We start from the raw sequence: 12,447 nt of genomic DNA on the forward strand, positions 1-12,447 counted from the left end.
GCGGGTCCGCGACCGGGGCCGGGACCGGGTCCGGGGCCGCGACCGGGTCCGGGGCCGCCGGCCCGGGAGCCGTCCGGCCCCGCCGGGCCAGCGCCGGGACCCGCCTCGCCGGCCTGGTCAGCGCCAGGGACAGGGCGGCCTCCGCCATCCTCGTCGTGGAGGTGGACGCGTTCGCGGCCAGCATCTCCGCCGTCACGATCGGCAACTCGATCGTCGGCTCCTCCTCCGGCAGCGGGGTGCCGGGCTCGGGCCAGTCGGGCGGTGGCGACGGGTCGCCGGGGATTCCGTGCATGGTCTACCTCCATGTCGGTGCCACCGACCGGTACGCAGCGCGGCCCCCCGCGGATCGGAAAGACCACAAAACTTGCGTGGGACGCAATCTTGCGTCACACGCAAATATCGCTATGGTGGGTCCATGGGGCTCCGTGAGCGCAAGAAGGCCGAGACGCGCAGCGCGCTCAGTTGGGCCGCGATCCGCCTGACCGCCGAGCGCGGTTTCGACAACGTCAGGGTGGAGGACATCGCCGACGCCGCCGGCGTCTCACCCCGCACGTTCAACAACTACTTCTCCAGCAAGGCCGAGGCCATCGTGTCCCGCCACCTCGACCGCTTCCACCGCGCCGCCGACGAACTGCGGGCGCGCCCCGACGGCGAACCGCTCTGGGAGTCGATCACCGAAGTCGCGCTGAGCCAGGTCGAGCCGGGCGCCGAGGTGCTGGCCCATCCGATCGCCGACCGCGGCGCCTGGGTCGTCGGCGTGCGGGCCATGGTCGCCGAGCCGGCCCTGCAGGGCGAGTGGCTGCGCGCCGCGGCGCGGGCCGAGGCGGAGTTCGCGGCCGCGGTGGCACAGCGCACCGGCACCGACCTCGAGAAGGACATCTATCCCCACCTCGTGGCCGCCGCCGTGACGGCCGCGACCAACGTCGCGCAGGCCCAGTTCCTGCGCGGCGACGGCACCGCGTCCATGCGGGACCTGCTCTCCGAGGCGCTCGTCCGGATCACCTCCGGGCTGCCGACCCCCTAGACAACCCCGGAGCCATCGACAGCCCGGCGCGGCCGGGCCGATCGCCCGTACCCGAAAGAGGGTTTCACCATGATCGATGTCGTCATCGCCGGCGGCGGGCCCAACGGCCTCATGCTCGCCTGCGAGCTTGCCCTGGCCGGGGTCCGTCCGGTGGTCCTCGAGAAGCTGACCACGCCCACCACCGAACAGCGGGCCAACGGCCTGGTCGGTCAGGTCGTGCGCATGCTCGACCGCCGCGGGCTCTACGAACGCCTCGCCGGCGCTCCCGGGCCGCCGCGGCCCACACCCCAGTTCATGTTCGGCGCGTTCCCGCTGCCGCTGCACGACCTGCCGGACAACCCGCTGTACGGGCTGATGGTGCCGCAACGCCGGATCGAGGAGATGCTCGCCGAACGCGCCGCCGAACTCGGCGTCGAGATCCGGCGCGGGCACGAGGTGCTCGGCCTCACCCAGGACGAGAAGTCGGTGACGGTCGAGATCGCCGGCCGGGAGCCGATCGAGGCGTCCTATCTGGTCGGAGCCGACGGCGGGCGCAGCCGGGTCCGCAAGTTCGCACGAATCGACTTTCCGGGCGTCACCACCGACGACACCGTCTCGCGCACCGGGCACGTCAGCCTGCCGGCGGACATGATCGACCCGCACGGCGCGCTGCTGGTGCCCGGATTCGGCGCGCTGCCGCCGTTCCAGCACACCCGCACGGAGCGCGGCCTGATCGTGTGGGCGCCGTTCCCGGGCCGGGCCCCGCTGCTCAGCGTGGCGGAGCGGGACCAGCCCGGCGACGACGACGCGATGACCCTGGGCGAGCTGCGCGCCGCCGCCGCCCGGGTGCTCGGCGCCGACCTGCCGATCGCCCCGCCCACCGGCGCCGGGCCGCACCTGGTGCGCCGGACGGTGGGCGGCAACACCCGCCTGGCCGACCGCTACCGGGCCGGCCGGGTGCTGCTGGTCGGCGACGCCGCGCACGTGCACTCCGCGATCGGCGGCCCCGGGCTCAACCTCGGCCTGCAGGACGCGATCAACCTCGGCTGGAAGCTGGCCGCCGAGGTGCACGGCCGGGCGCCGGAGGGGCTGCTGGACACGTACGAGTCGGAGCGGCGGCCGGTCGGCGAACGGGTCAACATGCACACCCGCGCGCAGTCCGTGCTGGTCGGCCCCGGCGGCGACATCACCGCGCTGCGGCAGTTGTTCGGCGAGCTGCTCGAATCGCCGCACGCCCGGGCGCGGATCGCCGCCCTGCTCTCGGGCGCCGACATCGTCTACGACATGGGCGCCGCGACCGGGCCGCACGTCGGCCGCTGGGCTCCGGACCTGCCGGGCCTGACCGAGCTGACCCGTACCGGGCGGCCGCTGCTGCTCGACCCCACCGGCCGGCTCGACGCCGGTGCCTGGGCCGACCGGGTGGACGTCGTCCGTACCGAGGGGGCCGGCACCGCGCTGCTGCTGCGCCCGGACTGCTACGTCGCCTGGGAGGGCACCGACGACGACGGGCTCGAGGCGGCGCTGACCGCCTGGTTCGGCGCGCCGTAAGCCCGGCCCGCCGCGCGTGCCGGGCGCGGGGATGTCGCAGGGTGCGGCTAATCTGCCGCAATGGACGACCTGGAGGCCCGGCTGGCGCGACTGACCTTCGCGGACCTCACGCAGGACGAGGTGACCGCCCGGATCATCGACGCGGTGGCGGCCTGGGGCGACGAGCAGGGCTGGCGGGTCTACCGCCGCGCACCCAGCGTCGTCACCCTGCCGCCGCCGATGGACAAGCAGCACTCGGTGCTCGACGTCGCGCTGGCCCGGCCGGGCGCGCCCCCGGTGGTGGTCGAGGTCGACCACACCGATCGCAAGCGCACGATCAGCAAGCTGGCGGCCGAGGCGCAGGCGGGCCGGGTGGCCGTCTGGATCCGCTGGGGCCCGGGCCGCTTCACCGAGCCGCCCGCCCCGATCCGCATGATCGCCCTCCCGGTGACCCGCCGGCGCGGCCGCTACTCCCGCAGCACCGAGCCGGACCGCCCCGCGCCCGCCCACTCGGCCGCGGCCGCCGCGGCGGCCGAGGTCACCGAGCTTCCGCTGCCGGATCAGGACGTGTTCTGAGCTGCCCGGATCCGATTGTGAGCGGCGCCGGGGCGGCGTAGCGTTCAGAGAGTTCCCGTGACCGGGAGGTGACCGATATGCGGTCCTTCGTAATGGGCCTGATGACTCTTCCCCTGCCCGTCCCGGGCGTGCACCGCCCGCTGTTCCCGCGCGGCAAGCTGGCGGTGTGCCAGGCCGAGGGCTGCTCGTGGCGCAACTTCCTGCACGACCTGACGCCGGAGACGACGTGCCGGCGGCATCCCGGCCAGACGGACTTCGTGCCGGACGGGACCAAGCTGCGGGTGCGCTGCTTCCACGAGGGCTGCCTGCAGGATTCCGTGGTGGTCACCTACTGGCGCACCATGCACCACGCGGAAAATTTCCAGTGCCCGACGCACCTCGTCCAGGGCTGACCCCGCAGCACGTGGGGGTGATGGCGGCCTCCCGGCCGCCGGCTCGCCGGTACTGCCGTCAGCCGCGGCCGGGGCCGGTCGAACTGCACGGCCGGCCCTTCCCGGCGGCGTCGCCACAGGACGAGGTCAGGACCGGGTGCGACCCTTCAGATGCCGGCCCATGGCCCGGGCGATCTCCCGGTTGGCGTCGCGCTCGGCGAGCGACTGGCGCTTGTCGTACTCCTTCTTGCCCCGCGCCAGGGCGAGCTCCACCTTCGCCCACCCGTCGTTGAAGTACAGCGACAGCGGCACCAGGGCGTTGCCGGGCTCGCGCAGCTTGTCGAGAATCCGGGCGATCTCCACCCGGTGCAGCAGCAGTTTGCGGGTCCGCCGCGGGGCGTGATTGGTCCACGAGCCGAAGCCGTACTCCGCGATGTGCAGGTTGTAGAGCATCAGCTCGCCCTCGTGCTCCTGGGCGAACGCGTCCACGATCGACGCGTAGCCCGCACGCAGCGACTTCACCTCGGTGCCGGCGAGCACCAGGCCAGCCTCGTACGTCTTCAGGATCGCGTAGTCGTGCCGCGCCTTCTTGTTCGACGCGATGACCTTGCGTCCGGTCTCCCTGGCCGTGACAGCCCCCTCGTCGTCAGCCGAGCCTCTTGCCGTCCATCCTCGCAAACCGGCCGGCCGGGTGTTGCACCCTCCTGCCCGATCGACGACTGCCGCTGCGCCTGGGATCGCCCATCAGCCGAGGAGCGTCTCGGTGATCTGCCGGGTGGTCTGTGCGGCCACCCGCGCATCCGTGGCGGCGTAGGAGCAGTAGGCGTTCAGGCCGGTGGTGAGCGCCCACCCACGGCCCCGGGCCCACATCGCGTCGTCCACGCCGAGCGCGGCGCGGAAGGCGGCGCGCGTGGTGCGCGACATCAGGGTGAAGGCGATGGTCATGTCCCGCGCCGGATCCCCGGCACCGAGCCCGCCGAAGTCGATCACGGCGCTGACCCGGCCGTTCACGGTCAGGATGTTGCCGGTGTGCAAGTCGCCGTGGAACCAGACCGGCGGGCGGTCCCAGCCCGGTGCGCTCAGCGCCGCCTCCCACACCGCTCTCAAGGCCGCCGCGTCGAAGACCCCGGCAACCCGCGCGATCGCGGCACGCGTCGCATCGTCCCGGTCGGCCAGGTCCCGGCCGTCGCCCCGCGGCGCATCATGGATCGGGAGCCGCTGAAGTGCGCCGAGAAATCCGGCCAGAGCGAGGGCGGCCTCCCGCGACTGCGCCAGGGCGTCCGCGGTCGCCACCTCGCCGTCAAGCCACCGGGAGATCGCCCAGGACCACGGGTACCCGAAGCCCGGCCGTCCCACCGCGACCGGTACCGGGATGGCCAGCGGCAGGTGCGGGGCCAGTCGCGGCAGCCACCGACTCTCCTTCTCGGCCTGACCGAGGGCGTCGGCGTGCCGGGGCAACCGGACCGCGAGTCCCTCGCCGAGCCGGTGGATGACGTGGTCGGAGCCGCCCGGCTCCGCCAGGTGCAGCGGCAACCCGGCCCAGCGCGGAAACTGCGACTCGATCAGCCGCTCGACGAGCACGCGGTCGATACGAGGTCGGGCAATCACCATGGCGCTCCCGTCGAAAGTGGTCCTGACCATGAGAGCTCACGACCGATCACCTGTCGATCGGTTTCCCGCACCGGCAGGACGCGTGTGGTGTGCCGTCATGGTGAGGTCGGCGGCGGGCCGCCCATCGACGCGCGGAACAACGGTGTGCGGTGGACATTGACGGCTACGGCACTATGACGGCGTGCTTCACCGACGAGATCTCGACCGGCTCGCCGCGGCGTGGCGGGCTCAGGGCGCGCCGACGCCCGGCTCGCTCGCGCCCGGCCTGAGTGAGGCGGAGCTGGATGCCTACGCCGCCGAGCTGGGCTTCGGCCTGCCGGGTGACCTACGCGTCTGGTGGGGGTGGCACAACGGCGCGGTCGACGGGGTGTCCAGCCTGGGCGCCGCGGTCGGGGTCACGTGGTACCTGATGTCGCTGCCGGAGGCCCTTGAGGAACGCGCCCGGCGCCTGGCCTGGAACAACCCGGCCGAGTTCCCCGACGACGCGGAGGACTGGCAGGGCCAGTGGGCACCGTGGTGGCTGCCCGTCGTGACGTTCGACGCCGCCTGTCTCTTCGCCGACCTCCGGGCACCGGCCCCGGACGGCAGCGTGCCGGTGCACGTCTGGTCCGAGGTGCCGGACGCCGTGTTCGAGGTGCTGGCGCCGAGCTGGGCCGACGTCGTCAACGGGTGGGCACAGGGCATCGAGCAGGGGCACTTGCGGTATTCGACCGCGGACGGGCAATGGGACGTACCGGGCTGGGTTCCGCCGCAGCTGCGGCCTTTCACCTGACCGGAGCCGCCGCCCCGGCCGCACAGCGGATCCGGTCGTGCCCGCGTCAAGGGGACAGAGACCTTTTCGCACAGGAGGCCGGATGCTTTTCGAGGAGTTCGCGGCGGCGCGGTCACCCGCCCTGCTGCGGTACGCCACGCTGCTCAGCCACGATCCGGAACAGGCCCGGGACCTCGTCCAGGAGGTACTGACCCGGGCCCTGGTCAAGTGGAACCGCGTCGAGCGGGTGGACGAGCCGTACGCGTACGTGCGCCGCATGCTCACCAACGAGTACCTGTCCTGGCGGCGCCGGCGGCGGGTGGCCACCGTGCCGCTCACCGGCGCCCACGAGCGGGCCGCCGAGCCACGGCCCGAACCCGGGGACGACCTGTGGAACCTGCTGGCCGAGCTTCCTCGCCAGCAGCGGGTGGTGCTGGTGCTCCGCTACTACGAGGGCCTGACCGACAACGAGATCGCCGACGTGATGCGCTGCCGGGCGTCGACGGTCCGCGCGTACGCCAGCCGCGCCCTGGCCACCCTGCGCGTGGAGATCACCACCGAGACGGTCCGGAGCCACCAGGAGGCACAGCTGTGAACACCGTTGATGACCTGCGCCGGACCCTGGAGGAACAGGCCGGCCGGGCGCCGGACGCGCGCGGACTGGTCGAACAGGCCCGTGCCGGAGCGGCCCGGATCCGCAGGCGGCGCCGGGTGACCGCCGCGGCCGGTACCGCCGCCGCGGTCCTGGTGTCGGCCCTGGTCGTGCCGTTCGCCGTAGGTCACGAGTCCGCGCCACCGGTCCCGCCGGTGGCACCGTCGGCACCAGCCGTCCCGGCCGCCCCGCGCCGGGGATCGGACCTGACCGTGGGTTTCGCCGCGGGCAAGGGACTGACGGTCTCGGCGTACTTCCTCGACACCGTCGGCCAGAATCTGGTGGCCGTCCGGGACGACGGGATGACGTACAACCTGGACGTCGCCAACCCCGGGACCTTCGGGCGCGGACCGAGCAAGGGGTCGGTGCGGGTCCGCGTGGGTGACCGGAACGGGTGGTACCTGGCCCGGCCGGCGCCGCGCTGGATGTACTCGAAGCCCACCACGGAGCACCTCCTGACCTGGGAGACGCGGGACGGCTTCGGGGTGACCCTCGGCAGCGTGTCCGGCAAGGCGGACCTGCTCGCGACCGCGCGGGCGATCCGGTTCGTCCGGCCCACCCCGCCGAGTGGTCCGCTGCAGCTGGGCTGGGTGCCGGACGGGCTGGTCCCGATCTCCGTCGAGGTCCGCAACGACAAAAGGACCGAGAGCATCCTGCTGTCTCCGCCCGTCAAGAAGTCCGCGGGGGACACCGGCATCTCGGTGCGCCTGGAGTCCACGTCGCCAAGCTGGCTCGCCCGCTGGACCGGGGGGACGCCGCCGACGCACACCATCGCCGGTCACCAGGCGTGGTACCAGGAGTTTCCGCTCGCCCCCGACGGGGCCCCGCGAGCCACCCTTGTGGTCACGGCCGGCGAATGCGGGATCAACATCCAGGCCACCGGCCCGACCAGCTTCGCGGATCTCGAGCGGCTGGCCGGGGCGGCCACGATCGGCAGTTGCACCGGTCGGGAGGGCTGGGGACCGGTCGTGCCCAAGGTGTGATGCTCGACCTCTGCCTTGACGCGATGGCCGTGCCGGTCCGGGGAACGGGGCGGCTGGTCAGCCGGTGGGGGCGACCAGGTTCTTGCCGGTCGCCACGTCGAAGACCTGGATCTTCGAGGTGTCGTACCAGATCCGGGCCGTCCGGCCGCGCTGGACGTTCGCCGCGGCGTCCAGGCGGGCCGTTACGTCGACTCCTCCGCTGCGCAGGTCGTTGCCGGTGTCCTTGGCCAGGTCGTCGAGGTCCTTGGAGTGGGCACCCTCGCCCTTGATCGTGAAGTAGGCGTAGACGTCCGAACCCATCGCCTCCACGATGTCGACCGGGGCGTCGAACGTCGCGCCCGGCTTGTCGCCGACCAGGGCGGCGTCCTCGAAGTGTTCCGGGCGCAGCCCGACGATGACCTCGCGGTCCCCGGCGGCGCCCCCGCCCAGGGCCTGGCGGACCTGGTCCGGCAGTTTTGCCTCGCCGAGGGCGGTCACGACGGTGTCCCCGCGGAGCCTGCCGGGGAAGAAGTTCATCGACGGGCTGCCGATGAAGCCGGCCACGAACAGGTTGGCCGGGTGGGCGTACAGGTGGGCGGGTGCGCCGACCTGTTGGACGACGCCGCCGCGCATGACAACCACGCGGTCGCCGAGGGTCATCGCCTCGGTCTGGTCGTGGGTCACGTAGAGGGTCGTCGTGGCGAGGTTCTTCTGGATCCGGGCGATCTGGGTGCGCATCTGGACGCGCAGCTTGGCGTCCAGGTTCGACAGCGGCTCGTCCATGAGGAACGCCTTCGGCGACCGGACGATGGCCCGGCCCATCGCGACCCGCTGGCGCTGCCCGCCGGACAGGTTGGCGGGCTTGCGGTCCAGGTGCTGGCTCAGCTCCAGCATCTCCGCGGCCTGCGCGACCTTCTTCTTGATCGTCTCCTTGTCCAGGCCGGCGAGCCGGAGCGGGAAGCCCATGTTCTCGCCGACCGTCATGTGCGGGTAGAGCGCGTAGGACTGGAACACCATGGCGATGTCGCGGTCCTTCGGCGCCTTGTCGTTGACCACCTGGCCGTCGATGATCAGCTTGCCGGCGGTGATGTCCTCCAGGCCGGCGACCATGTTCAGCGTGGTCGACTTTCCGCAGCCGGACGGGCCGACCAGGATGATGAACTCGCCGTCGGCGATCTCGAGGTTGAAGTCGTCCACTGCCAGGGCGCCGTCGGGATAACGCTTGACCACACGTTCCAGAACGATTTCGGCCATGTCAGCTCCTCCGGTATGGGTGCGGATGGTAGGGGTCAGCCCTTGACGGCGCCCGAGGTCAGCCCCGCGACGATCCGCCGCTGGAACACCAGCACGAAGATCACGATGGGGATGGTGATGACCACGGCGGCGGCCGCGATCGGTCCGGTCGGCTTCTCGAACGTGGTGGCGCCGGTGAAGTAGCTCATCGCGGCCGGTACGGTGCGCGCGTTCGAGGTCGAGGTGAGCGAGAGGGCGAACAGGAAGTCGTTCCAGCAGGAGATGAAGACCAGGATGGCCGTGGTGAAGATGCCGGGCATGGCCAGCGGGGTGATGACCTGCCGGAACGCCTGGTACGGCGACGCGCCGTCCATCTTCGCCGCCTTCTCCAGGTCCCACGGGATCTCGCGGAAGAACGCCGACAGCGTGTAGATCGCCAGCGGCAGCGCGAAGGCGATGTACGGGATGATCAGGCCGGCCCAGGTGTCGAACAGCCCGATCGTCGTCTCGATCTTGAATAGCGGCGTGACCAGGGCGATCTGCGGGAACATCGAGACGAGCAGCGCCGTCGCCACGATCGTCCGCTTGCCCGGGAAGTCGAGGCGGGCGATGGCGTACGCGGCCATCGTGCCGAACGCGATGGCGATCGCCGTGGCGATGATGCAGATGCCGATCGAGTTGAGCAGGGCCCGGAGGAAGTCCGAGTTGTTGAAGATCAGCGAGTAGTTGTCGTCGCTCGGCGAGGTGGGGAAGTATTTTCCGTCGTTGAGCGTCGCGTCGTTCTTCACCGACAGCGACAGGATCCACACCACCGGGACGAACGCGTAGAGCAGGACGATCGCGTTGACGCCCCACCACATCAGCTTGCGGTTCGTGGTCTCAGGCTGCATGACTACCGCCTCCCTCCAGCGTCGGATCCGGGCGCGGCCGCCCCGAAGAGCTTGATGAACAGGAAGGCGATGATCCCGGTGGTGATGAAGATCAGCACCGACATCGCCGACCCGATGCCGAGGTTCAGCCCCCGGATCAGGTTGCTGTAGGCCACCATCGACACCGAGCTGGTCTTGTTCGACCCGCTGGTGAGCACGAAGATGTTGTCGAACACCCGGAACGCGTCAAGGGTGCGGAACAGCAGCGCCACCAGGATGGCCGGCTTGATCAGCGGCACGGTCACCATCCAGAACCGCTTCCACGCGTTCGCGCCGTCCATCGAGGCGGCCTTGAGCAGGTCCTCGGGCACCAGGGCCAGGCCGGCCATCAGGAGCAGGGCCATGAACGGGACCGTCTTCCAGACCTCGGCCAGGATGATGATCCCGAGCGACGGCCAGAACTCGGTGAGCGGCGCCGAATCGCCGCCCGCGAGCCAGCCGATGCCCTGGGTCCAGGCGAAGCGCCAGGAGAACGCCGCGACCACTGTCACGATCGCGTACGGGACCAGCGCCGAGGTGCGCACCAGCCCGCGCCCCACGATCGTGCGGTGCATGACGATCGCCAGCAGCATCCCCAGTGCCAGCTCGAAGGTCGCGCCGACGATCGTGATCAGCATGGTGACGCCGAACGCGGTCCACCAGATGGGGCTGGAGAGAACGGTGATGTAGTTGTCGAACCAGATGAACTGGTTGGCGTCCGGCCGGCGGAGGTCGGCCTTGTTCAGCGAGAGCCAGAACGCGTACAGGATCGGATAGGCCGCCACCGCGAGCATGATCACCACGGCGGGACCGGCCAGCATCAGGCCGAGCTTGCGTTCGGCCTTCTTGGCGTCGGTGTATCGCCGGCGGGCGATCTCGGTGGTGCCGTCGTCGATCTGTTCCTCGGCCGCCTCTGCGGCCGCCGCGGTCGGGATGGTGGTCATGGCACGATCCCCTTGCCGTCGATGGCGTCCTGGATGGAGTCGCGCAGCTTGTCGGCCGCCGCCTGCGGGTCGATCTTCTGCGGGGGCGAGAGGCTGGTCGACACGAGCGTCGAGATGTTCTGGTACACCGGCGAGACCGGCCGCGGCACGGCGGCCTTCAGCTCGGTCATCATGACCTCGGCCATCGGGTACGCCTCCTTGAATTTCGGCAGCTCGAAGACGGTGGCCAGGGCCGGAACGTCACCGGCGTCGAGCGCGGCGCTGAGCGCGTTCTTGGAGTTGCGCAGGCACATCGCGGCCTCGAACGACTCGTCCGGATGCTTGCTGAAGGCGCTGATGGCGTAGTTCATCCCGCCGAGCGTCACCTTCGGCGCGCCGCCGTCCACCGAGGGGTACGGCGCGTAGCCGAGATCGTCGACCAGCCCCGGGTTCGCCTCGCGCATGGAGCTGAGCACGTAGGGCCAGTTGAGCGAGAAGGCGGAGCGCCCGGCCTGCAGGTCCGCGAAGACCTCGGGCTCCTGCGCGTTCGACAGCGACGGGCTGGTGACGCCGGAGGTGGCGAGCCTGCGCATGAGGGTCAGCGCCTGCACGGTCTTGTCGTCGATGGTGGGCTTCGAGCTGTCCTCGTTGACAAGCGTCCCGCCGTACGCGGTGATCAGGTTGTTGATGTTCACCACGTATCCCTCGTACTGGGCCGCGGTGAGGCCGATCTCGTAGGGCTTGCCCTGTGTCTTGAGCTGCTGGGCCATCGAGATCATCTCGTCGAACGTCTTGGGCGGCGTCGGCACCAGCGACTTCCGGTACCACAGCAGCTGGACGTTGGTCGTGCGCGGGATGCCGTAGAGCTTGCCCTTCCAGGTGGCCGTGTCGATCGGCGGCTGGAGGGTGTCCTTCGTCGCCTGGGCCTTCTGGTCCCCGGTCAGTTCCCGGATCCACTTGGCCTCGGCGAACTCGGCGGTCCAGGTCACGTCCATGCCGAGCAGGTCCATGCCGGCGTCCTTGGCGGCGAGCCGGCGCACGAACTGATCGCGCTGGCCGTCGGCGTCGCTGGGCAACAGGTTGCCGACGATGGTGTAGCGGCCGGCCGCCTGCTGATTGCAGTCGGCCAGGATCTTGTCGAAGCCGACCCCGCTCGCCCCGCCGTAGAGGTTGACCACCGTGCCCTCGGGGCCGCTGGAGCAGGCCGCGACCGAGGTCAGCAGCGCCAGGACGCCGATCGCCGATGCCAGCCGTGATGGTCGCCGGAACACCGGCGGTCGTTGAATCATCATCGATCCTCCGTTCGGGCGAACTGCCGGCAGTTGTGGCCCAATTCACAGCCCTGACGTCGACATTGCCAGACATCCGGTACCGGCGCACCCGCTGGAGCCCTGATTCTGGTATTGCGGTGGTGACTGGGCGTCCGCTCACACTGTGTCGATTTAGCAGCCGGCATCCCGGCGCCTCGGCGGGTTGCTCGGCAAGATGGACCGGGTGGCCGCCGGCCGGCGCGGCCGGGCGCACGAGAGGACGCAAAAATGATCTTCATTACCGCAAAGTTCCTGATCAAGGCGGAGGACGCCGACCGCTGGCCGCAGATCGCGAACGCCTTCACGGCCGCGACCCGCGCCGAGCCGGGCTGCCTGTGGTTCGACTGGTCCCGCAGCATCGACAACCCGCACGAGTACGTCCTGGTGGAGGCGTTCCGCGACGGCGCGGCAGGCGCGGCACACGTCGGCTCGGCGCACTTCAAGCAGGCCCAGCAGGACCTGCCCGCCCACCTGGCCGCGACGCCGAAGATCATCAGTCAGGCGATCGACCAGGACGACTGGTCGGAGCTCGGCGAGATGGCGGTGCCGGGCGAATGACGCGCCGCGGCCAGGTGGGCGGGCAGGTCCTGCTGGGCCTGCTTGAAGAGCGCCGAGCCGAG

At 71.0% G+C, this 12,447-nt stretch carries 14 protein-coding genes and 1 pseudogene; 8 read left to right on the forward strand and 7 right to left on the reverse strand.

Annotated features, from left to right (window positions below; translation table 11 throughout):
- A pseudogene (locus AB0F10_RS39990) lies at positions 1-292 on the reverse strand (hypothetical protein); the annotation flags it as partial.
- A 123-nt stretch (positions 293-415) separates the two neighbouring features.
- On the opposite strand from AB0F10_RS39990, the gene AB0F10_RS39995 reads away from it, so the two are divergent.
- The 4 genes from AB0F10_RS39995 to AB0F10_RS40010 all read left to right on the forward strand — a co-directional run bounded on the left by AB0F10_RS39995 (position 416) and on the right by AB0F10_RS40010 (position 3,498).
- Entirely contained in the window at positions 416-1,024 is a 609-nt protein-coding gene (locus AB0F10_RS39995) for a TetR family transcriptional regulator (protein WP_360638023.1), read from the forward strand.
- A gap of 69 nt (positions 1,025-1,093) precedes the next feature.
- A complete protein-coding gene (locus AB0F10_RS40000) occupies positions 1,094-2,551 on the forward strand; it encodes an FAD-dependent monooxygenase (protein ID WP_360638026.1) in 1,458 nt (485 codons plus the stop codon).
- A gap of 60 nt (positions 2,552-2,611) precedes the next feature.
- Positions 2,612-3,106, forward strand: a complete 495-nt coding sequence (locus AB0F10_RS40005) for a hypothetical protein (RefSeq protein ID WP_360638029.1) — start codon at positions 2,612-2,614, stop codon at positions 3,104-3,106.
- A gap of 77 nt (positions 3,107-3,183) precedes the next feature.
- Entirely contained in the window at positions 3,184-3,498 is a 315-nt protein-coding gene (locus AB0F10_RS40010; RefSeq protein WP_360638032.1) for a hypothetical protein, read from the forward strand.
- Positions 3,499-3,624: 126 nt separating this feature from the next.
- On the opposite strand, the gene smpB is transcribed toward AB0F10_RS40010, so the two are convergent.
- Together smpB and AB0F10_RS40020 are read right to left on the reverse strand one after the other, a co-directional pair.
- A complete protein-coding gene (gene smpB / locus AB0F10_RS40015; RefSeq protein ID WP_360638035.1) occupies positions 3,625-4,155 on the reverse strand; it encodes an SsrA-binding protein SmpB in 531 nt (176 codons plus the stop codon).
- Between the two features lie 66 nt (positions 4,156-4,221).
- A complete protein-coding gene (locus AB0F10_RS40020) occupies positions 4,222-5,058 on the reverse strand; it encodes an aminoglycoside phosphotransferase family protein (protein ID WP_360638038.1) in 837 nt (278 codons plus the stop codon).
- A gap of 211 nt (positions 5,059-5,269) precedes the next feature.
- Between AB0F10_RS40020 and AB0F10_RS40025 the strand changes: the two genes are divergently transcribed.
- The 3 genes from AB0F10_RS40025 (at position 5,270) to AB0F10_RS40035 (ending at position 7,474) form a co-directional block, all read left to right on the forward strand.
- Positions 5,270-5,860, forward strand: coding sequence for an SMI1/KNR4 family protein (locus AB0F10_RS40025; RefSeq protein WP_360638041.1), 591 nt, complete (start codon positions 5,270-5,272; stop codon positions 5,858-5,860).
- A gap of 82 nt (positions 5,861-5,942) precedes the next feature.
- Positions 5,943-6,434, forward strand: coding sequence for a SigE family RNA polymerase sigma factor (locus tag AB0F10_RS40030; protein ID WP_360638044.1), 492 nt, complete (start codon positions 5,943-5,945; stop codon positions 6,432-6,434).
- On the forward strand, positions 6,431-7,474 hold the full coding sequence (locus AB0F10_RS40035) for a hypothetical protein (RefSeq protein ID WP_360638047.1): 1,044 nt from the start codon (positions 6,431-6,433) through the stop codon (positions 7,472-7,474). Before AB0F10_RS40030 ends, AB0F10_RS40035 begins: the two co-directional genes overlap by 4 nt.
- A 57-nt stretch (positions 7,475-7,531) precedes the next feature.
- Here AB0F10_RS40035 and ugpC read toward each other — a convergent pair whose 3' ends face one another.
- The 4 genes from ugpC to AB0F10_RS40055 all read right to left on the reverse strand — a co-directional run bounded on the left by ugpC (position 7,532) and on the right by AB0F10_RS40055 (position 11,809).
- Positions 7,532-8,707 carry a sn-glycerol-3-phosphate ABC transporter ATP-binding protein UgpC gene (gene ugpC, locus AB0F10_RS40040; RefSeq protein ID WP_360638050.1) on the reverse strand — a complete coding sequence of 392 codons (1,176 nt, stop codon included), beginning with the start codon at positions 8,705-8,707 and terminating at the stop codon, positions 7,532-7,534.
- A 35-nt stretch (positions 8,708-8,742) separates the two neighbouring features.
- Entirely contained in the window at positions 8,743-9,576 is an 834-nt protein-coding gene (locus AB0F10_RS40045) for a carbohydrate ABC transporter permease (RefSeq protein WP_360638053.1), read from the reverse strand.
- Between the two features lie 2 nt (positions 9,577-9,578).
- Positions 9,579-10,415, reverse strand: a complete 837-nt coding sequence (locus AB0F10_RS40050) for a sugar ABC transporter permease (RefSeq protein ID WP_360638062.1) — start codon at positions 10,413-10,415, stop codon at positions 9,579-9,581.
- A 119-nt stretch (positions 10,416-10,534) separates the two neighbouring features.
- Positions 10,535-11,809, reverse strand: a complete 1,275-nt coding sequence (locus AB0F10_RS40055) for an ABC transporter substrate-binding protein (protein WP_360638056.1) — start codon at positions 11,807-11,809, stop codon at positions 10,535-10,537.
- Between the two features lie 246 nt (positions 11,810-12,055).
- On the opposite strand from AB0F10_RS40055, the gene AB0F10_RS40060 reads away from it, so the two are divergent.
- Entirely contained in the window at positions 12,056-12,385 is a 330-nt protein-coding gene (locus AB0F10_RS40060; protein WP_360638059.1) for a putative quinol monooxygenase, read from the forward strand.
- Positions 12,386-12,447 lie beyond the last annotated feature (62 nt).

The organism is Actinoplanes sp. NPDC026623, assembly GCF_040638275.1.
Taxonomy (GTDB): domain Bacteria; phylum Actinomycetota; class Actinomycetes; order Mycobacteriales; family Micromonosporaceae; genus Actinoplanes.